Source organism: Enterobacter cancerogenus (genome assembly GCF_019047785.1).
GTDB lineage: Bacteria > Pseudomonadota > Gammaproteobacteria > Enterobacterales > Enterobacteriaceae > Enterobacter > Enterobacter cancerogenus.
Genome location: NZ_CP077290.1, coordinates 102,766 through 126,647, shown reverse-complemented (window position 1 = coordinate 126,647; position 23,882 = coordinate 102,766). Strand labels below are relative to the sequence as shown.

The window sequence follows — 23,882 nt, the reverse complement described above, 5'->3', positions numbered from 1 at the left end:
GTAAGTGCGGTACACTTTGCAGATCGAACCTAAAAACCTCAAAAATTATGCGTCTGGTTTTAACGTCCCTGTTTGCACTCGGTCTGTTCAGCAATCTGGCTTTTGCTGCACCCGAGCGCGCGCCACTCCCTGATATTCGCGACAGCGGCTTTGTCTACTGCGTAAGCGGGCAAGTTGATACGTTTAACCCGCAAAAAGCGGGCAGCGGGCTGATTGTCGATACGCTTGCCGCGCAGCTGTACGATCGTCTGCTCGACGTTGACCCCTATACCTACCGGCTGGTGCCTGAGCTGGCCGAAAGCTGGGAAGTGCTGGACAACGGTGCAACCTACCGCTTCCGCCTGCGCGACGATGTCGCTTTCCAGCATACGCCGTGGTTTACGCCCACACGTAAGCTGAATGCCGATGACGTCGTCTTCACTTTCCAGCGCATCTTTAACCGTCATCATCCGTGGCATAACGTCAACGGGGGCAATTTCCCCTATTTTGACAGCCTGCAGTTTGCCGATACCGTTAAAAGCGTACGTAAGCTGGATAACCGGACGGTTGAGTTTAAGCTGACGCGCCCGGACGCCTCGTTCCTGTGGCACCTCGCCACCCATTATGCCTCGGTGATGTCAGCAGAATATGCAGACCAGCTGACCAAACGCGACCGTCAGGAACTGCTTGACCGTCAGCCCGTGGGTACCGGACCGTTTCAGATGGCGGAGTACCGCTCAGGCCAGTACATTCGCCTGCAGCGCCACGAACACTTCTGGCGTGGTAAGCCGATGATGCCGCAGGTGGTGGTCGATCTGGGGTCTGGCGGCACGGGTCGACTGTCTAAACTGCTGACCGGTGAGTGTGACGTGCTCGCGTGGCCAGCGGCCAGCCAGCTGACGATTTTGCGCGACGATCCGCGTCTGCGCCTGACCCTTCGCCCCGGCATGAATATCGCCTACCTGGCATTTAATACTGACAAGCCGCCGCTAAATAACCCGGCCATCCGTCACGCCCTGGCGCTGGCCATTAATAATCAGCGCCTGATGCAGTCGATCTATTACGGCACGGCAGAAACCGCCGCGTCCATTTTGCCGCGTGCCTCATGGGCCTACGATGGCGAAGCTAAAGTGACCGAATACAACCCGGCAAAAGCACGTGAACAGCTTAAAGCGCTCGGGGCGGAAAACCTGACGCTGCAACTGTGGGTGCCCACCAGCTCTCAGGCATGGAACCCAAGCCCGCTGAAAACTGCGGAGCTGCTACAGGCCGACATGGCGCAGGTGGGTGTCAAAGTGATCATCGTTCCGGTTGAGGGCCGTTTCCAGGAGGCGCGCCTGATGGACATGAACCATGATTTAACCCTGACAGGCTGGGCGACCGACAGTAACGATCCCGACAGCTTCTTCCGGCCGCTGCTCAGCTGTGCGGCGATCAATTCACAAACCAACTACGCCCACTGGTGTAACCGTGAATTTGATGCGGTGCTGCAAAAAGCGCTCTCCTCACAGCAGCTGGCGTCGCGCATCGATGCGTATGACGAGGCACAAAATATTCTGGCTCGTGAACTGCCCGTGCTGCCGCTCGCCTCTTCCCTGCGTCTGCAGGCCTACCGGTATGATATTAAAGGGCTGGTGTTGAGTCCGTTTGGTAACGCCTCGTTCGCCGGCGTGTCGCGCGAAAAAGAGCAGGAGGTGAAAAAACCATGATTATCTTTACCTTACGTCGGCTCCTTCTGCTGCTGGTTACGCTCTTTCTTCTGACCTTTGTTGGCTTCAGCCTGAGCTATTTTACGCCGCATGCGCCGCTTCAGGGATCATCGCTGTGGGATGCCTGGCTATTCTGGTTTAACGGCCTGCTGCACTGGGATTTTGGTGTTTCCAGCATCAACGGACAGCTGATTTCCGAACAGCTGAAAGAGGTCTTCCCGGCGACGATGGAGCTGTGCATCCTCGCCTTCGGTTTCGCCCTGATGGTCGGGATCCCGGTAGGGATGCTGGCCGGGATCTACCGCAACAAATGGCAGGACAAATTTATCAGCGCCCTCGCCCTGCTCGGCTTCTCTATCCCGGTCTTTTGGCTCGCGCTCCTGCTCACCCTGTTTTTCTCCCTGACGCTCGGCTGGCTGCCGGTTTCCGGGCGTTTTGACCTGCTCTATACGGTCAAAACGGTGAGCGGTTTTGCGATCGTCGATGCCTGGCTTTCTGATTCGATCTGGCGTCATGAGATGATCATGAGTGCCCTGCGTCATATGGTGCTGCCGGTCCTGACGCTGGCCGTTGCGCCAACCACCGAGGTGATCCGCCTGATGCGCATCAGCACCATTGAAGTGTTCGATCAAAACTATGTCAAAGCCGCCGCCACGCGCGGGCTTTCTCGCCTGACGATCCTGCGCCGTCACGTTCTTCACAACGCCCTGCCGCCGGTTATCCCCCGTCTGGGGCTGCAATTCTCAACCATGCTGACGCTGGCGATGATCACCGAGATGGTCTTTAGCTGGCCGGGCCTGGGGCGCTGGATGATTAACGCCATCCGTCAGCAGGACTATGCGGCGATCTCCGCAGGCGTGATGGTGATTGGCTCGCTGGTGATTATTGTTAACGTTCTTTCCGATATTTTGGGTGCCATGGCCAACCCGCTGAAGCATAAGGAATGGTATGCCTTACGATAGCGTATACAGTGAAAAGCGCACGCCCGGTGCGCTACGTACCGTGTGGCGTAAATTCTATGGTGACACCACGGCAATGATCGGCCTGTACGGTTGTGCAGGTCTGGTATTGGTGTGCGTATTAGGCTCGTGGTTTGCGCCTTATGGTATCGATCAGCAGTTCCTCGGCTATCAGTTGCTGCCGCCATCGTGGTCACGGTACGGTGAAGTCTCGTTCTTCCTTGGCACTGACGATCTCGGGCGCGACGTATTAAGCCGCCTGTTAAGCGGCGCGGCCCCAACGGTAGGCGGCGCATTTGTGGTGACCTTTGCGGCGACGATCTGCGGTCTGGCGCTGGGCATTTTTGCCGGTTCCACACGCGGACTGCGATCCGCGGTGCTGAACCATATTCTTGACACCCTGCTCTCCATTCCGTCGTTGCTGCTGGCGATTATCGTTGTGGCTTTTGCCGGCCCGCATCTCACGCATGCCATGTTTGCCGTCTGGCTGGCTATTCTGCCGCGCATGGTACGTTCGGTTTACAGCCTGGTGCATGACGAACTGGAGAAAGAGTATGTCGTTGCCGCACGTCTGGACGGCGCGACGACGCTCAACATTTTGTGGTTCGCCGTGCTGCCTAACATCGCGTCGGGCCTGGTCACAGAGATCACGCGCGCGCTGTCGATGGCGATTCTGGACATCGCAGCGCTGGGCTTTCTCGACCTCGGCGCGCAGTTACCCTCTCCGGAATGGGGAGCGATGCTCGGCGATGCGCTGGAGCTGATTTACGTTGCGCCCTGGACGGTCATGCTGCCGGGGGCGGCCATTATGATAAGCGTTCTGCTCGTCAACCTGCTGGGCGACGGGATCCGCCGGGCGATCATTGCGGGGGTGGAATAATGCCTTTACTTGATATCCGCAACCTCACCATCGAATTCAAGACCAGCGAAGGCTGGGTTAAAGCCGTCGACCGGGTCAGCATCACCCTGAGTGAAGGCGAGATCCGCGGGCTGGTGGGCGAATCGGGGTCCGGCAAGAGCCTGATCGCAAAAGCCATTTGCGGCGTGGCGAAGGACAACTGGCGCGTCACCGCTGACCGTATGCGCTTCGACGATATCGATCTGCAACGCCTCTCCCCTCGCGAGCGACGCAAGCTGGTGGGCCATAACGTTTCGATGATTTTTCAGGAGCCGCAATCCTGTCTCGATCCTTCCGAGCGCGTGGGCAAACAACTGATGCAGAATATCCCTGGCTGGACCTACAAAGGCCGGTGGTGGCAACGGGTTGGCTGGCGCAAACGCCGTGCCATTGAGCTGCTGCACCGCGTCGGGATAAAAGATCATAAAGATGCAATGCGCAGTTTCCCTTACGAACTGACCGACGGCGAGTGTCAGAAGGTGATGATTGCTATCGCCCTGGCAAATCAGCCGCGTCTGTTGATTGCTGATGAACCGACCAACGCGATGGAGCCGACCACGCAGGCGCAAATTTTCCGTCTGCTGACCCGGCTTAACCAGAACAACAACACCACGATTTTGCTGATCAGCCACGACCTGCAGATGCTCAGCAAGTGGGCGGATAAAATCGACGTGATGTACTGCGGGCAGACGGTAGAAACCGCGTTCAGCGAAGATCTGGTAACGACTCCGCACCATCCGTATACCCAGGCGCTGATCCGCGCGATACCGGATTTTGGCAGCGCCATGCCGCATAAAAGCCGCCTTAACACCCTGCCCGGCGCCATTCCTTTACTGGAATCCCTACCGATAGGTTGCCGTCTGGGGCCGCGTTGTCCCTATGCTCAGCGCAAATGCATTGAAACGCCAAGGCTCACCGGCGCCAAAAACCACCTTTACGCCTGTCATTTCCCACTGAACATGGAGAGAGAGTGAAATGGTCGAAACCTTGCTGGAAGTTCGCAACCTGAGTAAGACCTTTCGATACCGGACAGGGCTGTTCCACCGCCAGACGGTGGAGGCGGTTAAGCCGTTGAGTTTTACGCTGCGTGAAAAACAGACGCTGGCGATCATCGGTGAGAACGGTTCGGGGAAATCGACGCTGGCGAAAATGCTCGCCGGGATGATTGAGCCGACCGGCGGTGAAGTGCTGATTGACGATCACCCCCTGGCGTTTGGCGACTACTCTTTTCGCAGTCAGCGGATCCGCATGATATTCCAGGACCCGTCAACCTCGCTCAACCCGCGCCAGCGGATCTCGCAGATTCTGGATTTCCCGCTGCGCCTGAATACCGATCTGGAACCCGAAGCACGGCGCAAACGCATTGTTGAAACCTTACGGCTGGTGGGGCTGCTGCCTGACCACGTAAGCTATTACCCACACATGCTGGCGCCCGGCCAGAAACAGCGTCTCGGGCTTGCGCGCGCTTTAATTCTGCGCCCGAAAGTGATCATCGCCGACGAGGCGCTGGCCTCGCTGGATATGTCGATGCGTTCGCAGTTAATTAACCTGATGCTGGAATTGCAGGAAAAACAGGGTATCTCTTATATCTACGTCACCCAGCATCTCGGGATGATGAAGCATATCAGCGATCAGGTGCTGGTGATGCACCAGGGCGAGGTTGTCGAGCGCGGCAGTACGGCAGATGTTCTGGCCTCCCCGCTGCATGACCTGACAAAACGGCTGATCGCCGGGCATTTTGGTGAAGCACTGAAGGCAGATGCGTGGAGAAAAGACCGTTAAGGACGCGGATCCGTATTCCAGGTATCAGGTTAAATAGTATTGTTCTGCAAGATAAGGATTAAATAGTCGGTTTTGGCTATTTAATCCTTTTAACCGCGTCTACATCCCTGCTCCATATATAAACCAATTTAAATCAACAATTCTTCTCCAGAATAACAGGTCTTTGCTAAGGAGAAGAAATGAACAGCACTACTTATTTTTTAAAATACATCGAGTATTTAATCAGAAAAAGCCGTTCTTTTTTAATGACAGATCTGCATTTTCATACCGTGAGGCTCAGAAAAACATCAGAAAAAAAACCTGATATAAAATCACCTACTACGCTGAGTGAAAAAATATGCCATCGACTGGTTTATGACCATAATAATTTCTACACACTGCTTGCCGATAAACTCGCGGTTCGGGAATACGTAGCCGCGAGAACACAACGGGTAAAGACGGTGCCATTAATCGGGGTATACAGCAAATTTTCTCATATTGATTTCTCTAAACTGCCCAATAAATTTGTTCTTAAATGCAATCATGACAGTGGTAGCACAATAATATGTGACAACAGAGAGCGATTTAACTACAGGCAAGCGGGAAAGAAACTGAACCTCGCGTTGAAGAAAAATTTGTATTACACCACGCGAGAATGGCAGTACAAAAACATCAATCCTCTTATTCTGTGCGAACCCTATATCGATCTTTTCCATGAAGCGGACAGGAACACCACACCGGAAATGTTACGTATTCACTGTTTTCACGGCGTTGCACACTATGTTGAAGCTGATTTTACGGATGATAGCGGCAGAGATTTTATCAATGTCTACGACCGACACTGGAATTTACAACCTTTCCAGATGGAATATCCTAATACGCCGGTTGAACCAGGCGAACCGGGAATGTTCCGGCAGGCATTGCTTGCCGCTCAGGAGCTGGCTGATGGCATTGACTACTGCCGCATTGACCTCATGCTAAAAAGAGATGAAATTTACTTTAGTGAAATAACCTTGAGTCCGAAGCGTGGCAAACTGAAAATTACCCCACTGGAATGGGATACGAAACTAGGTGCTATATGGCATTTGCCACTATTGGCGGGCAGGCGAAACTAACCTCCCGCCTGCACTCAGGAATCGGGCCAGGTCAGTTTAAATATGGAGTGGTTTTGCTTTGATAAGGTATAAGTTACATCCCCACCATGGGCCAGCATAATGGCTTTTACCACCGATAAGCCTAAGCCACATCCTTCAGGATTCAGCGCTCTTGCGCCATTATCTCGCTGAAAAGGTTGAAATAAAAAATCATGGAACTCCTCCGGGATACCCGGTCCGTCATCCTGAATAAGAATATAATTGCCTTTATCAGACACGCCGTTTTTCACGATGAGTGTCCGCGAGGATGAATAATGTATTGCGTTGTCAAACAGAACGGCCAGACACTGGTTGAACCTTATCGGATCGAACAGACAACGCTGCTCCCTCAACGCTATCTGTAAGGTAAATTGATTACGTTTAAACTCGGGCATAAACGTATCAAGCGCGTCCTGTATTGTACTTTTGAGATCCGTTCTGGATTTAGACAAGGTGTAACCCGCCCCGCCATCGGAACTGACAACCCGAAGATCTTCAATCAGGCGGGTTAACCCTTCGGTCTGCCTGAGAAGATTATTAAAAAGTACCGGTTCCGGTTTAAAAACGCCGTCTACCAGCCCCTGAAGTCGCCCGCGTAAAATCGTGACCGGCGTTCTGAGTTCATGGGCAATGGCGGCATTCCAGGATTTCCGCTGTATATCCAGCGTCTGCAGTTTCTCCGCCATTTCATTGAAATCCGAGACAAGATGATTAACCTCGCCCAGACTTGAACTGGCACAATAAGCCCGGGCGTCCAGTTGGCCCTGCGAAATTTTTTTCAGGCTGGACGCGACCGCGTTAAGCGGGGTGAGTATTCGCGCGGAGAGTTTGATCGTTAAAAAAATCGCAAATGCCAGACTGATAATTGTAGCGGTCCCAATCCACACCCAGTCCCACAGGGTCATCTGCTCGTCTTCCCCCGCAGCAGCGCCGCCGGGGAGGTGATCCAGAATAAAGGAGTAAAAAAACCAGGAGCCCAGTATTGAAATGGCAATTATCGTAAACGTCAGCAATAACATATACGTTAAGATCTGACGACTCAGGACAGACTCTCTGTTCATTTTTTCTCCCCAAGCCGGTAACCCATGCCCCTGATGCTCTCAGGAACGCCATAAAGACCTGCGAGCTCAAGTTTTTTACGCAGCTTGCTCATATGGCTATCTACTGTTCTGTCGAGGGTATCGCCTTCCGGCAGACAGGCGTTGAGCAGCTCTTCGCGGGAGCAGACCTTTCGCGGATATCTGACCAGATAAGTAAGAAGCTTAAATTCCGTCGTCGTTAACACAGGGGAGACCACCTCAGGACCCACGGTGACCTCAACGTAGAAATCATCCGGATAAACCGTCAAAAAAGACGTCCTGAGAGGCGCGGCTCCCGCCTGCTGAATAGTGGGTTTGGTTCTGCGCAGCACCGCTTCAACCCGCGCGACGACTTCAGAAGGGTTAAAAGGCTTGATAACGTAATCATCCGCGCCAAGCCTCAGCCCCATGAGTTTATCTACATCCTGATCAAGGGCAGAAACCATAATAACGGGCACGGAACTTTCCTGACGAAGCGTCGTGAGGACGCTCCAGCCGTCGCATACGGGTAGATGAATGTCCAGCAGGATAAGATCCGGTTTATGAAGGCGATTGAGCGCTATCGCCTGCTCGCCCTGTCGGGCCCTCAACGTTTTCATCCCTGAACGCTCTAAGTAACTCATCAGTATTTCAGCAATTTCGTCTTCATCTTCAACAACAAGGATTAGAGTATTTTTGTTCATTTTATCTCCGCGGGTGAAATCCCTTTGAGCACGCTATCAGATATCTTTAGCACAATAAGACACAGCCTCCGGGAAAAAGTGCCGTGGTCATGAAAATTTCCAGCACTTATTTAAATGTCCGGCTACGCCTCCACACAACGTACATATTCCGTCAATAAAGACTCGACAATACCTGGTCAGAATAGCTATTCGGCCCCCCCCCATTTGTCCCCGAATGATGCATATTAACCCTGCCGTAATAAGGCTTTCTGAATCTGGATGAGACAATGAACATAGAATTTTCGAAATGTTTCTCTACTAAGAAAATTGGGATATATACTCTGTTCCTGCTCCTGTCGTGGGGATTACTTTTTACCTGGCTGGTGTTGATGCATAAAATGGATGAAAAAGTCGCCGCGACGCTACCCTCTTCTCCCATTATCTATGGCTGCATCGTTTTGTCAGTTGTCTCTTTGATAATACAAAATAGAGCAGGCGCATTCACTGAATTACTTGTCATCGCCTTCTGGCTAATGGTGATTTTTATTTATCTCATTTTTACGTTCAATGTGCTATTGAACGCCGCACCTGATTTCAACGATCTGGTGTTTTACTACGAGTGCTACTTAATTATCTTCTTTTGCGGTTCACCGTTGTACCTCATTATGAGGATGATTTGAACAACAACGTTGTTGCGCTCCATACTCTCTCCATAAAACTGCCATTTCCGCTAAACAGGCGAGTTGTAGACTCTCTGTCAATGCATATTGCTCAAAATACACTCACTTAAATAGCCTGATACCAGTTACCTACAATGATTAACCTTAATAACAAGTGTCGTTTCCCAGATACTGCCATTCTCGCGTGTAAGACGCTTAACGCCGCACTGTATGGACTGATGGTTCTCTCTATGTGGATGTTCGCGACAAATCTCGATGACGCACCGCAGCTTCTTAAGAAATTTTCGCAGCTCAGGGATATCGGTAAACGTGTATCAACCGATGACGAAATTCACGTAGCTGGACGTTAATTCAATGCCTCATTTTTTTATTGAACGCCCCGTATTCGCCTGGGTAGTGGCGCTTTTTATCGTCCTGACGGGTGTCCTGTCTATACCTCGGTTGCCGGTTGCGCAGTATCCGGCGGTGGCACCGCCTGGGATTATTATTTCTGTCACTTACCCGGGGGCCAGCCCCGATATCATGAATACGTCTGTGGTGTCGCTCATTGAGCGTGAAATATCGGGCGTAGACAATTTGCTCTATTTCGAATCATCCAGCGACACAACCGGTTCTGCATCTATTACCGTGACTTTCAAGCCCGGCACAGACATTAAGCTGGCGCAGATGGATCTTCAGAACCAGATCAAGATTGTTGAGCCACGTTTACCGCAGGCGGTCAGGCAAAATGGTATCAATGTCGAGGCAGCCAATTCCGGATTTTTAATGATGGTGGGGTTGAAATCCACAACCGGGAAATTTGAGGAAGCGGATTTAAGTGATTATTTCTCCCGCAATGTCAGTGACGAGCTGCGCCGTGTTCCGGGTGTAGGAAAAGTTCAGCTGTTTGGTGGCGAAAAAGCGCTGCGCATCTGGCTGGACCCAATGCAACTGCACAGCTACGGGCTTTCGGTGAGCGATGTCCTTACCGCTGTAGGCCAGCAAAATGCCCTTGTTTCGCCGGGTAAAACGGGAGACGAACCGGCATCTGCAGGGCAAGGCGTAACTTATCCCATCACTGTGAAAGGGCAACTCACTTCTGTAGAGGCTTTCAGAAACATTACCCTTAAATCAGAAACGTCTGGCGCAAGGCTGAAACTGTCCGACGTTGCGCGGATTGAGTCTGGCCTGCAAAGTTACGCTTTCGGTATCCGCGAAAATGGGGTGCCTGCAACGGCTGCGGCAATCCAGTTGTCGCCAGGCGCCAATGCGATGAGCACGGCGTCAGGCGTTCGTGCACGTATCGACGAACTTTCTCAGGTGTTGCCGGAAGGAATGGCGTTTACGGTTCCCTTCGATACCGCACCTTTTGTAAAGCTGTCCATCATGAAGGTAGTGCAAACATTTGTGGAAGCGATGGTCCTTGTCTTCCTCGTTATGCTGCTGTTTTTGCACAAAATACGTTGTACGCTTATCCCTGCGATTGTTGCCCCCGTCGCGCTGCTGGGCACCTTTACGGTGATGCTATTCAGTGGATACTCGATCAATATTCTGACCATGTTCGGCATGGTGCTGGCGATAGGGATTATCGTGGATGACGCCATTGTGGTCGTGGAGAACGTTGAACGGCTGATGGAAGAAAAAAAGCTTTCCCCGCGCGACGCTACCCGGGAGGCCATGCATGAAATTACCCCGGCAATTATAGGGATCACGCTGGTACTAACCGCCGTCTTTATACCTATGGGTTTTGCTGAAGGATCCGTCGGAATTATTTATCGGCAATTTTGTATTTCCATGGCGGTGTCCATATTGTTGTCGGCATTTCTTGCCCTCACGCTTACCCCCGCTCTTTGTGCGACGTTACTTAAGCCCCACAGCGCGCAAAAGCAAGGCGGTGGCAGGTTCGCGGTAAGGTTTAACGCCCGTTTTCATTCCCTTACAACGTGGTACGAATCTGGGCTGGGTGCGGTTCTGAGACGAACTGGCCGAATGCTGCTCCTGTATATTGCACTTTGTGCTGCGTTGTTTTTTGGATTGTCTTCATTGCCCTCATCCTTTCTGCCTGACGAAGATCAGGGCTATTTTATGTCTTCTATCCAACTTCCCTCTGATGCCACGATGCAGCGCACCCTGAAAGTGGTAAAAACGTTTGAACAGGAAATTGCGACCCGACCAGATATTGAAAGCAACATTATGATCCTGGGGTTTGGGTTCTCTGGATCAGGCCCGAATTCGGCCATGGCGTTCACCACGCTGAAGGACTGGAAAGAAAGGCTGGGTTCTACAGCACAGGATGAAGCCGTCCATATGCAGGCCAGCATGGAAGACGTCTCAGATGCCGTTACGATGAGCCTGCTCCCGCCTGCCATATCGGATATGGGCACCTCTTCGGGCTTCACCTGGTATCTGCAGGACAGAGCGGGTCTGGGCTACGAGGCTTTGAAGAAAGCGGCCGATGCACTGGTGCTGAAAGCGAATCAGCGCCCTGAACTGAGTGACGTGTATATCGACGGCCTTCCGGAAGGAACTAACCTTGCGCTTAACATTGACCGGGAAAAAGCGGAAGCACTCGGCGTCTCATTTGATGAAATCAACCAGACGCTCTCCGTCACCATGGGTTCAAACTACGTTAATGACTATACGAACAACGGACGTGTTCAGCAGGTGATTATTCAGGCCGATGCGCCTTATCGAATGCAACCTGAGCAGATCCTGACATTATCGGTTAAAAACCGCCAGGGTCAGATGGTGCCAGTGTCAACATTTGCGACGATTTCCTGGAACGTCGCACCACAGCAATTAACGCGTTATCAAGGATATTCTGCTATCCGCATTACCGGCAGTGCAGCTACAGGTGAATCCAGCGGTACCGCAATGAAAGTCATGGAGAACTTGTCCCGGGATTTACCTCAGGGCATGGCTGGAGAATGGGCCGGGAGTTCATTGCAGGAGATAAAATCTCAGTCGCAGCTCCCGGGTCTGATCGTCCTGTCGATACTGGTCGTGTTTATGGTGCTCGCCGCCTTGTATGAGAGCTGGTCAATACCCTTCGCAGTCATGCTGGTGGTTCCATTGGGACTTATCGGAGCAGTCGTGGCTGTGTCCATTGCCGGCATGACAAATGATGTTTTCTTTAAAGTCGGTCTTATTACCCTGATAGGCCTGTCCGCCAAGAACGCCATATTGATTGTGGAGTTTGCACGGCAGTTGCACCGTCAAGGGCTCTCCCTCCTGGCGGCAACGATACAGGCCGCAAGCCAGCGCCTGCGCCCTATTCTGATGACATCGTTAGCCTTTACGTTGGGGGTGGTTCCCTTAATGCTGGCCAGTGGCGCAAGTAACAGCACACAACACGCCATCGGCACCGGCGTATTTGGCGGCATGATTAGCGGTACGCTTCTCGCGATCTTCTTCGTCCCGGTGTTCTTTATTGTCATCGCGCGTTTCATAGAAAGCGCGAGGAAAGGGTAACTATCGTGAGGGACCGCGCATCCGCGCTGGTTGGATGAGGTGAAGCTGCTGCCAGGTGATATACTGGACGAATGCTGAAATTTTGAACCCGCGCCTCACCTTCTGGGGCATTCGTCTTTGGAGATCGGCGAGAAATATCGTGACACATGGGGCTGTGAGTGGGCTATAATTTCGAGCTAATTTCGAATGATTTTGAAATACTGCCTGTAACGCTATGAATTACAAGGCAAAATAAGCAATGAATATAAGGATTAAAGCTATGGGTTTTCTTTCCGGTAAGCGCATTCTGGTTACTGGCGTAGCCAGCAAACTGTCCATCGCATACGGCATCGCACAGGCTATGCATCGCGAAGGCGCTGAGCTGGCGTTCACCTACCAGAACGACAAGCTGAAAGGCCGCGTTGAAGAGTTTGCCGCGCAGCTGGGTTCCAGCATTGTTCTGGAATGCGACGTTGCACAAGACGAAAGCATTGATGGCATGTTTGCTGAACTGGCAAAAACGTGGGAGAAGTTTGACGGTTTCGTTCACTCCATCGGCTTCGCGCCTGGCGATCAGCTGGACGGCGACTACGTTAACGCGGTAACCCGTGAAGGTTTCAAAATCGCGCACGACATCAGCTCCTACAGCTTCGTGGCGATGGCGAAAGCCTGTCGTACCATGCTGAACCCAGGCTCTGCCCTGCTGACTCTGTCCTACCTGGGCGCAGAGCGCGCTATCCCTAACTACAACGTGATGGGTCTGGCTAAAGCCTCTCTGGAAGCCAACGTGCGCTATATGGCGAACGCAATGGGTCCTGAAGGCGTGCGCGTCAACGGTATCTCCGCTGGCCCAATCCGCACCCTGGCCGCTTCCGGCATCAAAGATTTCCGTAAAATGCTGGCACATTGCGAAGCGGTTACGCCAATTCGTCGTACCGTTACCATTGAAGATGTGGGTAACTCTGCAGCATTCCTGTGCTCTGACCTCTCTGCGGGTATCTCCGGCGAAGTGGTTCACGTTGACGGCGGTTTCAACATCGCGGCAATGAACGAGCTGGAAATTAAATAAGCTGTCACTCTCTTCCCGTCAGGGAAGAGAGTTCTCCCTCCCGCCCTGCCCGTCGTTATTCCGTTCTGCTATTTGTTATCACCTAACAATATTTTTCCCCTCATCCACCTTACGCCAGGATATTGATCGCCCTTTTGAGATCAAGGAACGCCCATGGAACAGCGCCGTTTTTCCGGCAAAGGCCACTGGTATCACGAAACCCAGTCCAATCATTCGCAGTCGGATGTGCTGCCTCTGGTGCCCGAAGCCGCTAACGTCGACGACCGTTTTTTGCTTGATTTAGCGCTCCCTGACGCGATTGCGCTCGCCGCTCAGGGCTGGTTAGCCCCGGCCAGAGCCTTATGTCACCAGCTGTTCCCGCTGGATACGCCGGTCAACCGGTTGCGCACCCTTAGCGCCTATGACCGGTTGAGCACGGCGCTGACGGTCGCGCAAGCCTGTGGCGTGCAGCGCCTCTGTAACCACTACGCCGCCTTGCTCGCACCGCTTCCCGGCCCGGACTCTTCCCGCGAAAGTAACCGACGCCTCGCCCAAATCACCCAGTACGCCCGCCAGCTTGCCAGTTCTCCCGACGTTATCGACGATAAGGCCCTGCTGCAGCTCGATGAAGTGGGCCTGACAGTGCATGACATCGTGTTAATTAATCAGATAATCGGCTTTATCGGTTTTCAGGCGCGCACCGTGGCGGTGTTTCAGGCGGCGCTTGGCCATCCCGTGCGGTGGCTGCCCGGGCATCATATATCGCCCCATACGGTACCCGCGCGCATCCAGGTATGGGCCTCCCTGCTGCCCGCTGTCGAGTTGCGTTATGCCAGCCCCGAACAACGCCGCTCACTTGCGCGCTGGCAGGCGGAAACGGCACTTGGACCACTGGTTCCGGTGCTTTGCCACGAGCCTGCACTGCTCGACAGGTTGGGCGATATCCTGATCATGCTTCCTGACCAGGCCGAGCCGGATTTCCCGGCGCTCACCACGGCGGTGGCGCTGCTAAACAGCTCGCCGGATCGCTTTAGCGCCGCGCATTTAACCGCGCTGGGAGCGAGCGGGTTGCCTCATAGCGTAACGCTGAACCTGCTGATACGCAGCGCGTTTTATGGCTGGCTGGACCGCCTTCGCATCGCGCTCGGTCAGGAGGAATAACCTTACTCATTACCCAAAGACCGCTTGCTGTAGCAGTGAGATTCGCGTAAAACTGTCAGCCGCTCAATGGCTACGAAAATAGAACATTATGTTTCAGGACAACCCGCTGCTAGCGCAGCTTAAACAGCAACTGCATTCCCAGACGCCGCGTGCAGAAGGGGTCGTAAAAGCCACGGAAAAGGGCTTTGGCTTCCTTGAAGTTGACGGTCAGAAAAGCTACTTCATTCCGCCTCCGCAGATGAAGAAAGTGATGCATGGCGACCGCATTTCAGCCGTCATTCATACTGAAAAGGAACGGGAATCCGCCGAGCCGGAAGCACTCATCGAACCGTTCCTGACGCGTTTCGTTGGCAAGGTACACAAGAAAGACGATCGTCTTTCCATCGTGCCGGATCACCCTCTGCTCAAAGATGCCATCCCGTGCCGTGCCGAGCGTGGCGTTGAGCATGATTTTAAAGAAGGTGACTGGGCCGTGGCTGAAATGCGCCGTCATCCTCTGAAAGGCGATCGCGGTTTTTACGCGGAGCTGACCCAGTTCATCACCTACGGCGACGATCATTTCGTGCCGTGGTGGGTGACGCTGGCGCGCCATAATCTCGAAAAAGAAGCACCAGACGGCGTGGCGACAGACATGCAGGATGAAGGTCTGACGCGTCGCGATCTGACGGCCCTGGATTTTGTCACCATCGACAGCGCCAGCACCGAAGATATGGACGATGCCCTGTTTGCGGAAGAAGCGGCAGACGGCAAACTGCATCTGACCGTCGCCATTGCCGACCCGACCGCGTGGATTGTCGAAGGCAGCAAGCTGGACGAAATGGCGAAAGTGCGCTCATTCACCAACTACCTGCCGGGCTTTAATATCCCTATGCTGCCGCGCGAGCTCTCAGACGACCTCTGTTCGCTGCGTCCGCATGAAGTCCGCCCGGTGCTTGCCTGCCGCATGACGATTGCTGCGGACGGTACCATTGAAGACGATATTGAATTCTTCTCCGCGACCATCGAATCGAAAGCCAAACTCGCCTACGACAATGTCTCCGACTGGCTGGACAACACCGGCAGCTGGACACCAGACAGCGAAGCCATCGCCACGCAAATCCGCCTGCTGCACCGCGTCTGCCTGAACCGCAGCGAATGGCGTAAAACCCATGCGCTGGTGTTCAAAGACCGTCCGGATTATCGCTTTGTACTCGGTGAGAAAGGCGAAGTGCTGGATATCGTGGCAGAGCCGCGCCGCATTGCGAACCGCATCGTTGAAGAGGCGATGATTTCGGCCAACATCTGTGCCGCCCGCATCCTGCGCGATAAGTTAGGCTTTGGTATCTATAACGTGCATACCGGTTTTGATCCGGCGAATACCGACGCGCTGGCGGCGCTGCTGAAGACGCATGACGTGCATGTCGATCCTGAAGAAGTCCTGACCCTGCCGGGCTTCTGCAAACTGCGCCGCGAACTCGATGCCCAGCCGTCTGGCTTCCTTGACAGCCGCATTCGCCGCTTCCAGTCGTTTGCTGAAATCAGCACCGAACCGGGTCCGCACTTCGGGCTGGGCCTGGAAGCCTACGCGACCTGGACCTCCCCAATCCGTAAGTACGGCGATATGGTGAACCACCGTCTGCTGAAGGCCATCATCAAAGGGGAATCCATCGCGCGTCCTCAGGATGAAACCACGCTGCAGATGGCCGAGCGCCGCCGCCTGAACCGCATGGCAGAACGCGACGTTGGTGACTGGCTGTATGCCCGTTTCCTGAATGACAAGGCTGGCACCGATACCCGCTTCCCGGCGGAGATCATCGATATCAGCCGCGGCGGTATGCGCGTGCGTCTGGTGGATAACGGAGCCGTCGCCTTCATTCCTGCGCCGTTCCTGCATGCGGTGCGTGACGAACTGGTTTGCAGCCAGGAAAATGGCACCGTGCAGATCAAAGGGGAAACGGTTTACAAAGTCACGGATGTGATCGATGTAAACATCGCGGAAGTCCGTATGGAAACCCGCAGCGTCATCGCGCGCCCTGTCGCCTGATAAGCCGTTAAAATGTCGGCTGTTTCCTTTTCGGGAAGGCCGGCATTTTTTTCGCCCGTCGCACGTCGCAAAATCATCTTTATTTCTGACTATTTCCCTGCCCATCCGCCAAAAACCGCAAGAATTATCTACAGTAAAAGAGCACCGACATATTCGGTTACGTGAATGTTTATACGTTTTGCACTCTTTTTGCTCAAACCCGTTTTAATATCAGAAAAGTGGAAAAAACAACCACTTCACCTCGGTTGTAACGCTGTTCAACGACGGATTAGTCGACTGCATATGAATAGTTTTTGCGCTAACGTGCAGCTGCGGGAGAAAACATGATGGACGATCTGGAGCAAAACTTGCTGTTTCGTTACATGGGCACGCACAGCCCCTGGTGGAGACTGACGGCTGACAGCAATGCGCTGCATCTGGCGGCCAGCGAAAGCGCCGATATCACGCAGGTGGTTGCGCTCAGTGATGAGCAGGCGGAACGCATCCGCGAGCTGACCGTTATTACCTCCAGCATCTCAATGACGCTCTCGCTGTACGGCGTGGACGTTCCGGTTCACCTTGTGGGCCGTAAAATCAATAAACATGAGTGGGCCGGCACGGCGTCTGCCTGGAACGACACCCCTTCGGTCGCGCGCGATCTCGCGCAGGGTCTCTCTTTTGCTGAGCAGGTTGTCTCGGAGGCCAACTCCGTCATTGTTATTCTCGATCAGCACGGCAATATTCAGCGCTTCAACCGGTTGAGCGAAGAGTACACCGGCCTGAAAGAACAAGAAGTGATTGGCCAGAACGTCTTCAAGCTGTTTATGAGCCGTAGCGAAGCGGCGGCGTCAAAGCGCAATATTTCAGGGTTCTTTCGTAACGGCAGCTCCTATGAAGTGGAGCGCTGGATTAAAACCCGTAAGGGGCAACGGCTGTTTCTCTTCAGGAACAAATTCGTTCACAGCGGCAGCGGGAAAAATGAAATTTTCCTTATCTGTTCCGGCACGGATATTACCGAGGAGCGCCGCGCCCAGGAGCGTCTGCGCGTGCTGGCGAATACCGACACCATCACCGGTTTACCGAACCGCAATGCCATTCATGAACTCATCTCCGATGCCATCATCGCGCGTGGCGATACGCAGGTTGGCATCGTGTACCTCGATCTTGATAACTTCAAAAAGGTAAACGATGCCTATGGCCACATGTTTGGCGATCAGCTGTTACAGGCTGTCGCCCTGGCGATTTTAAGCTGTCTGGATGAAGGCCAAACCCTGGCCCGACTCGGCGGTGATGAATTTATCGTCATGGCCTCTGACACCTCGCAAAGTTCGCTGGAGGCGATGGCATCACGCATTTTAACGCGCTTACGCCAACCGTTCCGGATCGGCTTAATCGAAGTCTATACCGGCTGTTCTTTAGGGATCGCCCTCACCCCGCAGCACGGCACCGACCGGGAAAGCGTCATTCGCAACGCCGATACCGCAATGTACACCGCTAAAGAGAGCGGCCGCGGCAAGTTCTGCGTCTTCTCGCCGGAGATGAACCAACGCGTGTTTGAATATCTGTGGCTGGATACCAACCTGCGTAAAGCGCTTGATAATGACCAGTTGCTGATCCATTACCAGCCGAAAATGACCTGGCGCGGCGAAGTCAGAAGCCTGGAAGCGCTGGTACGCTGGCAGTCTCCCGAGCGCGGGCTGATCCCCCCGATGGAGTTTATCTCTTACGCCGAAGAGTCTGGTTTGATCGTGCCGCTTGGCCGCTGGGTGATGCTGGATGTTGTCCGTCAGGTCGCGAAATGGCGCGATAAAGGCATCAACCTGCGCGTGGCGGTCAACGTCTCTGCTCGCCAGCTGGCCGACCAGACGATCTTTAGCGATTTAAAGCAGGCGCTGAGCGATCTTAATTTTGAATACTGTCCCATCGACGTTGAGTTGACCGAAAGCTGTTTGATTGAAAATGAAGAGCTGGCGCTCTCCGTCATTCAGCAGTTTAGTCAGCTCGGCGCACAGATCCATCTGGATGATTTTGGCACCGGGTACTCCTCCCTCTCGCAGCTGGCGCGCTTCCCAATCGATGCCATCAAGCTGGACCAGTCTTTTGTGCGGGATATTCATAAGCAGTCGATCTCCCAGTCGCTGGTCAGAGCGATTGTAGCCGTCGCGCAGGCGTTAAATTTGCAAGTCATCGCGGAAGGGGTGGAAAGTGCGAAAGAAGACGCCTTTCTCACGAAGAATGGCGTCAACGAGCGGCAGGGTTTTCTCTTTGCGAAGCCTATGCCCGCAGCCGCATTCGAGCGATGGCTAAAACGTTATCAGGCGCGACACATGCGTTAGCTGGCTTTACGCAGCCCTGCCGCCTGGTGGCGGTTTTGCAGCATCACCAGACGCTCCATGTAGGCGATATCTTTCGGCTCAAGGCAAAATGCCGCGTCGACCCAGTCCTCGGTGATATCCATCAGCTCGCTTCGTGGAAGCTGTAAAACGCGGGTGCGGGCACGAAGCATAGCCCGTACGCCGTTCAGCTTCGGCTGGAGCGTGTCGATGAAGGTGCGAACGGAGACGTAGCTCTGGCCAGGTTCGAAGAGCAGATCGACTAACCCCTGCTGCTCATACCATTCCGCCGTGTGAGACTCGCCCTTATAAATCAGCTCCTCCGCCAGCTTCATGCCTGCGCGACGCGCCACGAGGGAGTACCCCCCCATGCCCGGGAACAGGTTGAACGCAATCTCGGGGAAGCCTAAGCGCGCATCGCGTTGGGCCAGGACGAAATGGTGCGCGAGCGCGGCTTCAAATCCACCGCCCAGGGCGCTCCCTTCTACCATCGCCAGCGATATTGCGCCCGTATCAAACCCCCGTGAGGCGGCGTGAACGCAATCCACGCAGGCGCGGGCGTAGGCACGCAACGCTTCCCGACGCCCGTTCTGCAGGCATTCCACGAAGAACTGCAGATCGCCCCCTGCGTTGTACATATCAGGCACAAGGGAACCGGTCACCCAAAAGTCGACCACAAACCCCGACTGGCGAACCAGCCAGGAGAGATTCATGATCTCTTCAATCAGTGCATGGTTAAAACAGGGGCGTGGCTGCGCCCGCAACATCATCCATACCGTGCGACGCTCCTCCTCATAATAGCCTGCCAGTTGCGTGAAACGTTCAGTATCGGTAAACAGTGTACAGGTAGCCTGGTTGATAACTGTCATAGTCTGAATCCTCATAGAATAAAGCGCCTTGCGCGCAGTTTTAGACTAATCCACGCATTCAACCCCCTGTATGTGGGCACAGAAATTTATCACTTTCATTTATGTAATTTGGTTAGTGCATTTTTTCCCTTCTCTTTTGAGCCTATTTTCTGCATCATTGAAAATATTAACTTTTCGCTTCCGGGGTGGGATTATGGCTAACATTGATGTGCTGACCGTGGCACAACGTATTGATACTGTGCTGGATATTCTGGTTGCTGGCGATTATCACTCCGCGATCCGTAATCTTGAGATCTTAAAAGCGGAGTTATTAGCACAGAAAGGCACGGAGACCGCATTACAAAACCCTCAACCTAAAGCCCCGTGGGAAGTGTAGCCACGGTGTTTCTGATCCCGTTTCATTTTTGTATTGGATGCTATGAATTCTCGACAACAAATCATTTTGCAGATGGTCATCGATCAGGGACGCGTGAGCGTGGTCGATCTCGCGAAAACCACCGGTGTTTCCGAAGTCACAATCCGTCAGGATCTTAACCTTCTCGAAAAGCAGAGCTACCTGCGTCGTGCCCACGGCTATGCTGTCCCGCTGGACAGTGAGGACGTCGAAACCCGCATGATGAACAATTATGCCCTTAAGCGCGAGCTGGCGGAGTTTGCGGCATCCCTGGTGAACAACGGCGAAACGGTGTTCATTGAAAACGGCAGCAGTAATGCCCTGCTGGCGCGCACGCTCGCTGAGCAGAAAGACGTAACGATTATTACCGTCAGCAGCTACATCGCGCATCTGCTGAAAGAAACGCGCTGTGAAGTAATTCTGTTAGGCGGTATCTACCAGAAAAAAAGCGAGAGTATGGTAGGCCCATTGACCCGCCAGTACGTTCAGCAGGTGCATTTCACCAAGGCCTTTATTGGTATCGATGGCTGGCAGCCTGAAACAGGCTTCACCGGCAGAGACATGATGCGTTCTGACGTGGTGAACGCGGTGCTGGAAAAAGAGTGCGAAGCCATCGTGTTGTCTGACAGCTCTAAATTTGGCGCTGTCCATCCTTACACCATGGGCCCGCTGTCGCGCTTTAGCCGGGTGATCACCGACAAACGTCTTAGCGATGAACATCGCCTTCAGCTGGAACACGCTGGCTTAACGGTCGATATCGTCGACAACGCGCTATAACGCCCCCCTTGCGTCCGGTTTCCGGGCGCACGCCTTCGCCTCTGAGATTAATCCTAGTATTTCTTTAAGAGTTTTTACCTGTATAAGCTAAAATAAAGACGTAAAATTAATGTTAGCGATATAACAGGAAGTGACTATCACCTGCGTGATCATGTTAACCCCTGCGCGACCAGCTTTTACGGAAAATGGAATTTAAGTATTCAAATTGACTATACTTAAAAAGCACTTCTTTCCGTGAATCGATAATTCAGGAGAAAGTATTATGACCTTAACCAGCAAGAAATTAGCTGCCGCTGTTCTGGCAATCACTGTAGCAATGTCCCTGAGCGCATGCTCTAACTGGTCTAAACGTGACCGTAACACCGCCATTGGCGCCGGTGCTGGTGCTCTGGGTGGTGCGGTATTAACGGATGGTAGCACGCTGGGTACTTTAGGTGGCGCTGCTGTCGGCGGTGTCATTGGTCACCAGGTAGGCAAATAATCACCATAACGGCTTCTACCCGTATAATTATATATTCTGTACATTTCAGGTCTGACTTACGCACCTAAAAAAAGAGCCACGGTTTTCGCCGTGGCTCAATTATTTTAGCCCCCCGCCAGTTTGATTTTCATGCCTTTGGCTTCGAGCAATGATTTAATTAAATCGCGTTTATCGCCCTGGATTTCGATAACCCCGTCTTTCACCGCGCCACCACAACCGCATTTCTTTTTTAATTCTGCAGCGAGTTTTGCCAGTTCGGCATCGTCGAGATCAATACCTGTCACCAGACATACGCCCTTTCCCTTGCGTCCGCTGGTCTGGCGCTGGATACGCACAATGCCATCCCCCTTCGGGCGCTCGGCTTTCTCGCGTGGCTCATCAATGCGACCCGTGTCAGTGGAATAGACCAGGCGGCTGTTGGAATCGCTCATTACGCCCCCTTTTTTAACGATGCGTTGATGGCTTTCAGCGTCTGCGCCGGATCCGCTGATTGCGTAACCGGGCGACCAATAACCATATAGTCTACGCCTGCGGCCTGCGCCTGTTCAGGCGTCATGATGCGGCGCTGATCCCCTGCCTCACTTCCCGCAGGACGGATACCCGGTGTAACCAGCTTAAATTCACGTCCCAGCTCGGATTTAAAGCGCACGGCTTCCTGCGCCGAGCACACGACGCCATCAAGCCCACAGCGTTGCGTCAGGCGCGCAAGGCGTTCCGCGTGCTCAGCAGGTGACAACGTCACACCCAGGTCGCGCAGGTCTGATGCGTCCATACTGGTTAGTACGGTTACGGCAATCAGCAGCGGCGCGTCTTTGCCAAACGGGAGCAGCGCTTCGCGTGCAGCCGTCATCATCCGCGCCCCGCCTGATGCATGGACATTCACCATCCATACGCCCAGTTCAGCGGCAGCGGCTACGGCGTGGGCAGTTGTGTTCGGGATATCGTGGAATTTCAGGTCGAGGAAGATATCGAAGCCGCGCTGTTGCAGGTCTCGCACAATTTGCGGGCCAAACAGCGTAAACATTTCTTTGCCGACTTTAAGGCGACAGTCGCGGGGATCGATACCGTCGACAAAGGCCAGCGCGGCATCACGGTTGTTGTAATCCAGGGCAACTACAACAGGAGAATCAGTAACTACGCGGGAAGTAGAGGAACTAACAGACGTCATGACCAGCCCTTTTCGTCTATGGGCGCCCAGCGGCGCGGGACAGATAAACGGCGAGCATTCTACCTGCCAGCGGCCAAAAATGACAGGAGCGATTTTTACCTTGCCCGAACACAGACCGCACTGCTGCCTGTATGGGTGTAAAAGTCATTAGTATGTTGTAACTAAAATACAGGCTTTTTAAAAATTACTGCCCGTCAAGACCGCGAATCGGTTTAATGGTTGACCAGGCCCGGCAGGAAGGACAATGCCAGTAGAGCGTGTAGGCGGTAAACCCGCATTTTTGACAGCGATAGCGCGGTTTACTGCGCACCTGCTCGCCGACCATGTCACGCAGCACCATCAGGCTCTCTTTCGCGCGCCCTTCTTCTGCGTCATTGAGGTGGTAGTCCATCAGCTTGTGGAAGACGCGCATGGTTGGATGGCGCTGTAACTGACGCGTGATGTACACCTGCGCGGTATCGCTGCCCTCATGCTGCTCGACGATGTCGGAAAGCATCAGCTCCGCCGTCGCCCCGGTATTTTCCTCCACGCAGCGACGCAGGAAGGTCACCCATTCATCCTGCTTGCCCAACTGCTGGTAGCATGTCTGGAGCATTTCAAGCGTTTCGCTGACGAGTTCTTTATCCTGATCGATCACCCGCAGCAGGCTCTCCACGGCTTTGGCGTAATCGCCGCTCGCCATAAACACACGGCCCATCATGATGGAGATACGCGCGCTGTTGCGATCCGCTGCCGCACCTTTCTTCAGCAACGCCATGGCTTTATCCATGTCGTCGTTACCCATCTGCTGGAGCGCAAGCTCGCAATAGAAATGGGCGATTTCCACGCGCTGCTTGTCTTTACCCAGCTTAACCAGACGCTCGGCGGTGTCGATGGCTTTTTGCCAGTCGCTGGTGGCCTGATAAATCTGCAGCAGCTGTTGAAGCGCGCTGATGCGAAAATCGGTTTCGTCCACCAGCTGCATAAACATGTCTTCGGCACGATCGTACAACCCTGCCGCCATGTAGTCCCGGCCTAACTGCTGAACCGCCAGCAAACGCTGGTCATAGGTCAGCGAGGCGCTTTCCATTAAGGTCTGGTGAATACGAATAGCACGGTCTACTTCCCCGCGAGAGCGGAAAAGGTTACCCAGGGTGAGATGCGCTTCTACGGTGCCGGTATCCTCTTTGAGCATGTCGAGGAACAGATCTACCGCTTTGTCCTGTTGATTGCTCAGCAGGAAGTTCACCCCCGCAACGTAGTCGCGGGAGAGTCGGTTTGCTTCATCCTGTTTTGTTTGTTGCGCACTTCTGCGGCCCATATACCAGCCATAGGCTGCGGCTACAGGCAAAAGCAGAAACAACAACTCCAGCATATTCGA

Annotated in this window: 21 protein-coding genes and 1 pseudogene; 16 read left to right on the top strand and 6 right to left on the bottom strand. The window is 53.6% G+C overall.

Annotated features, from left to right (window positions below; genetic code table 11):
* Positions 1-47 precede the first annotated feature (47 nt).
* The 6 genes from sapA to I6L58_RS00625 all read left to right on the top strand — a co-directional run bounded on the left by sapA (position 48) and on the right by I6L58_RS00625 (position 6,421).
* Positions 48-1,688: an ABC transporter substrate-binding protein SapA gene (gene sapA / locus I6L58_RS00650; protein ID WP_006175628.1), complete on the top strand. Its 1,641-nt coding sequence runs from the start codon at positions 48-50 to the stop codon at positions 1,686-1,688.
* Positions 1,685-2,650, top strand: a complete 966-nt coding sequence (gene sapB / locus I6L58_RS00645) for a putrescine export ABC transporter permease SapB (RefSeq protein ID WP_058608683.1) — start codon at positions 1,685-1,687, stop codon at positions 2,648-2,650. The genes sapA and sapB overlap by 4 nt, the downstream gene beginning before the upstream one ends.
* Positions 2,637-3,527 carry a putrescine export ABC transporter permease SapC gene (sapC, locus tag I6L58_RS00640; RefSeq protein WP_058608682.1) on the top strand — a complete coding sequence of 297 codons (891 nt, stop codon included), beginning with the start codon at positions 2,637-2,639 and terminating at the stop codon, positions 3,525-3,527. Before sapB ends, sapC begins: the two co-directional genes overlap by 14 nt.
* On the top strand, positions 3,527-4,519 hold the full coding sequence (sapD, locus tag I6L58_RS00635) for a peptide ABC transporter ATP-binding protein SapD (RefSeq protein WP_088208379.1): 993 nt from the start codon (positions 3,527-3,529) through the stop codon (positions 4,517-4,519). Before sapC ends, sapD begins: the two co-directional genes overlap by 1 nt.
* Before the next feature lies 1 nt (position 4,520).
* The gene (gene sapF, locus I6L58_RS00630; protein WP_088208378.1) at positions 4,521-5,327 is read left to right on the top strand and encodes a peptide ABC transporter ATP-binding protein SapF; all 807 of its coding nucleotides are present in this window, start codon (positions 4,521-4,523) and stop codon (positions 5,325-5,327) included.
* Positions 5,328-5,506: 179 nt separating this feature from the next.
* On the top strand, positions 5,507-6,421 hold the full coding sequence (locus tag I6L58_RS00625; protein WP_088208377.1) for an ATP-grasp fold amidoligase family protein: 915 nt from the start codon (positions 5,507-5,509) through the stop codon (positions 6,419-6,421).
* 14 nt (positions 6,422-6,435) lie between these two features.
* On the opposite strand, the gene I6L58_RS00620 is transcribed toward I6L58_RS00625, so the two are convergent.
* The gene (locus I6L58_RS00620) at positions 6,436-7,500 is read right to left on the bottom strand and encodes an ATP-binding protein (RefSeq protein ID WP_088208376.1); all 1,065 of its coding nucleotides are present in this window, start codon (positions 7,498-7,500) and stop codon (positions 6,436-6,438) included.
* Positions 7,497-8,201 carry a response regulator gene (locus I6L58_RS00615; RefSeq protein WP_006175643.1) on the bottom strand — a complete coding sequence of 235 codons (705 nt, stop codon included), beginning with the start codon at positions 8,199-8,201 and terminating at the stop codon, positions 7,497-7,499. Before I6L58_RS00615 ends, I6L58_RS00620 begins: the two co-directional genes overlap by 4 nt.
* 266 nt (positions 8,202-8,467) lie before the next feature.
* Here I6L58_RS00615 and crrC point away from each other — a divergent pair, with 266 nt between their 5' ends.
* The 7 genes and pseudogenes from crrC to pdeR all read left to right on the top strand — a co-directional run bounded on the left by crrC (position 8,468) and on the right by pdeR (position 18,836).
* Positions 8,468-8,860 (top strand): colistin resistant protein CrrC, encoded by a 393-nt coding sequence (crrC, locus tag I6L58_RS00610; RefSeq protein WP_088208375.1) that lies wholly within the window; start codon positions 8,468-8,470, stop codon positions 8,858-8,860.
* A 230-nt stretch (positions 8,861-9,090) separates the two neighbouring features.
* Positions 9,091-9,210 (top strand): annotated as a pseudogene (locus I6L58_RS23085) (ABC transporter six-transmembrane domain-containing protein); the annotation flags it as partial.
* Between the two features lie 4 nt (positions 9,211-9,214).
* On the top strand, positions 9,215-12,310 hold the full coding sequence (locus I6L58_RS00605) for a multidrug efflux RND transporter permease subunit (RefSeq protein WP_088208373.1): 3,096 nt from the start codon (positions 9,215-9,217) through the stop codon (positions 12,308-12,310).
* Positions 12,311-12,569: 259 nt separating this feature from the next.
* Positions 12,570-13,358, top strand: coding sequence for an enoyl-ACP reductase FabI (fabI, locus tag I6L58_RS00600; protein WP_042319917.1), 789 nt, complete (start codon positions 12,570-12,572; stop codon positions 13,356-13,358).
* 153 nt (positions 13,359-13,511) lie between these two features.
* On the top strand, positions 13,512-14,498 hold the full coding sequence (locus I6L58_RS00595) for a hypothetical protein (RefSeq protein ID WP_006175650.1): 987 nt from the start codon (positions 13,512-13,514) through the stop codon (positions 14,496-14,498).
* 88 nt (positions 14,499-14,586) lie between these two features.
* Positions 14,587-16,521, top strand: coding sequence for an exoribonuclease II (locus tag I6L58_RS00590; protein WP_088208372.1), 1,935 nt, complete (start codon positions 14,587-14,589; stop codon positions 16,519-16,521).
* Between the two features lie 323 nt (positions 16,522-16,844).
* Positions 16,845-18,836 carry a cyclic di-GMP phosphodiesterase gene (pdeR, locus tag I6L58_RS00585; protein ID WP_088208371.1) on the top strand — a complete coding sequence of 664 codons (1,992 nt, stop codon included), beginning with the start codon at positions 16,845-16,847 and terminating at the stop codon, positions 18,834-18,836.
* Here the strand turns inward: pdeR and I6L58_RS00580 are convergent.
* Positions 18,833-19,702 (bottom strand): crotonase/enoyl-CoA hydratase family protein, encoded by an 870-nt coding sequence (locus I6L58_RS00580; RefSeq protein WP_088208370.1) that lies wholly within the window; start codon positions 19,700-19,702, stop codon positions 18,833-18,835. The two genes, pdeR and I6L58_RS00580, sit on opposite strands and share 4 nt — an antisense overlap.
* 193 nt (positions 19,703-19,895) lie before the next feature.
* Here I6L58_RS00580 and I6L58_RS00575 point away from each other — a divergent pair, with 193 nt between their 5' ends.
* The 3 genes from I6L58_RS00575 to osmB all read left to right on the top strand — a co-directional run bounded on the left by I6L58_RS00575 (position 19,896) and on the right by osmB (position 21,354).
* A complete protein-coding gene (locus I6L58_RS00575; protein ID WP_088208369.1) occupies positions 19,896-20,078 on the top strand; it encodes a YciZ family protein in 183 nt (60 codons plus the stop codon).
* Positions 20,079-20,120: 42 nt separating this feature from the next.
* Positions 20,121-20,873, top strand: coding sequence for a DNA-binding transcriptional regulator YciT (yciT, locus tag I6L58_RS00570; protein WP_006175658.1), 753 nt, complete (start codon positions 20,121-20,123; stop codon positions 20,871-20,873).
* A gap of 262 nt (positions 20,874-21,135) precedes the next feature.
* A complete protein-coding gene (gene osmB, locus I6L58_RS00565; protein ID WP_006175660.1) occupies positions 21,136-21,354 on the top strand; it encodes an osmotically-inducible lipoprotein OsmB in 219 nt (72 codons plus the stop codon).
* Between the two features lie 104 nt (positions 21,355-21,458).
* Here the strand turns inward: osmB and yciH are convergent, their stop codons facing one another.
* The 3 genes from yciH to lapB all read right to left on the bottom strand — a co-directional run bounded on the left by yciH (position 21,459) and on the right by lapB (position 23,876).
* A complete protein-coding gene (gene yciH / locus I6L58_RS00560) occupies positions 21,459-21,785 on the bottom strand; it encodes a stress response translation initiation inhibitor YciH (protein ID WP_088208368.1) in 327 nt (108 codons plus the stop codon).
* Positions 21,785-22,522, bottom strand: coding sequence for an orotidine-5'-phosphate decarboxylase (gene pyrF, locus I6L58_RS00555; RefSeq protein ID WP_088208367.1), 738 nt, complete (start codon positions 22,520-22,522; stop codon positions 21,785-21,787). Before pyrF ends, yciH begins: the two co-directional genes overlap by 1 nt.
* A gap of 184 nt (positions 22,523-22,706) precedes the next feature.
* A complete protein-coding gene (gene lapB / locus I6L58_RS00550) occupies positions 22,707-23,876 on the bottom strand; it encodes a lipopolysaccharide assembly protein LapB (protein WP_058608673.1) in 1,170 nt (389 codons plus the stop codon).
* Between the last annotated feature and the right edge of the window lie 6 nt (positions 23,877-23,882).

What these genes read in the sequence shown, in the direction of transcription:
- yciH (WP_088208368.1), bottom strand. Translation starts at nt 21,785, where the DNA reads ATGAGCGATTCCAACAGCCGCCTGGTCTATTCCACTGACACGGGTCGC.
- I6L58_RS00625 (WP_088208377.1), top strand. Translation starts at nt 5,507, where the DNA reads ATGAACAGCACTACTTATTTTTTAAAATACATCGAGTATTTAATCAGA.
- pdeR (WP_088208371.1), top strand. Translation starts at nt 16,845, where the DNA reads ATGATGGACGATCTGGAGCAAAACTTGCTGTTTCGTTACATGGGCACG.
- yciT (WP_006175658.1), top strand. Translation starts at nt 20,121, where the DNA reads ATGAATTCTCGACAACAAATCATTTTGCAGATGGTCATCGATCAGGGA.
- I6L58_RS00615 (WP_006175643.1), bottom strand. Translation starts at nt 8,201, where the DNA reads ATGAACAAAAATACTCTAATCCTTGTTGTTGAAGATGAAGACGAAATT.
- sapA (WP_006175628.1), top strand. Translation starts at nt 48, where the DNA reads ATGCGTCTGGTTTTAACGTCCCTGTTTGCACTCGGTCTGTTCAGCAAT.
- I6L58_RS00605 (WP_088208373.1), top strand. Translation starts at nt 9,215, where the DNA reads ATGCCTCATTTTTTTATTGAACGCCCCGTATTCGCCTGGGTAGTGGCG.
- crrC (WP_088208375.1), top strand. Translation starts at nt 8,468, where the DNA reads ATGAACATAGAATTTTCGAAATGTTTCTCTACTAAGAAAATTGGGATA.
- I6L58_RS00620 (WP_088208376.1), bottom strand. Translation starts at nt 7,500, where the DNA reads ATGAACAGAGAGTCTGTCCTGAGTCGTCAGATCTTAACGTATATGTTA.
- lapB (WP_058608673.1), bottom strand. Translation starts at nt 23,876, where the DNA reads ATGCTGGAGTTGTTGTTTCTGCTTTTGCCTGTAGCCGCAGCCTATGGC.
- sapC (WP_058608682.1), top strand. Translation starts at nt 2,637, where the DNA reads ATGCCTTACGATAGCGTATACAGTGAAAAGCGCACGCCCGGTGCGCTA.
- I6L58_RS00595 (WP_006175650.1), top strand. Translation starts at nt 13,512, where the DNA reads ATGGAACAGCGCCGTTTTTCCGGCAAAGGCCACTGGTATCACGAAACC.
- pyrF (WP_088208367.1), bottom strand. Translation starts at nt 22,522, where the DNA reads ATGACGTCTGTTAGTTCCTCTACTTCCCGCGTAGTTACTGATTCTCCT.
- sapD (WP_088208379.1), top strand. Translation starts at nt 3,527, where the DNA reads ATGCCTTTACTTGATATCCGCAACCTCACCATCGAATTCAAGACCAGC.
- I6L58_RS00580 (WP_088208370.1), bottom strand. Translation starts at nt 19,702, where the DNA reads ATGACAGTTATCAACCAGGCTACCTGTACACTGTTTACCGATACTGAA.
- fabI (WP_042319917.1), top strand. Translation starts at nt 12,570, where the DNA reads ATGGGTTTTCTTTCCGGTAAGCGCATTCTGGTTACTGGCGTAGCCAGC.
- I6L58_RS00575 (WP_088208369.1), top strand. Translation starts at nt 19,896, where the DNA reads ATGGCTAACATTGATGTGCTGACCGTGGCACAACGTATTGATACTGTG.
- osmB (WP_006175660.1), top strand. Translation starts at nt 21,136, where the DNA reads ATGACCTTAACCAGCAAGAAATTAGCTGCCGCTGTTCTGGCAATCACT.
- sapF (WP_088208378.1), top strand. Translation starts at nt 4,521, where the DNA reads ATGGTCGAAACCTTGCTGGAAGTTCGCAACCTGAGTAAGACCTTTCGA.
- I6L58_RS00590 (WP_088208372.1), top strand. Translation starts at nt 14,587, where the DNA reads ATGTTTCAGGACAACCCGCTGCTAGCGCAGCTTAAACAGCAACTGCAT.
- sapB (WP_058608683.1), top strand. Translation starts at nt 1,685, where the DNA reads ATGATTATCTTTACCTTACGTCGGCTCCTTCTGCTGCTGGTTACGCTC.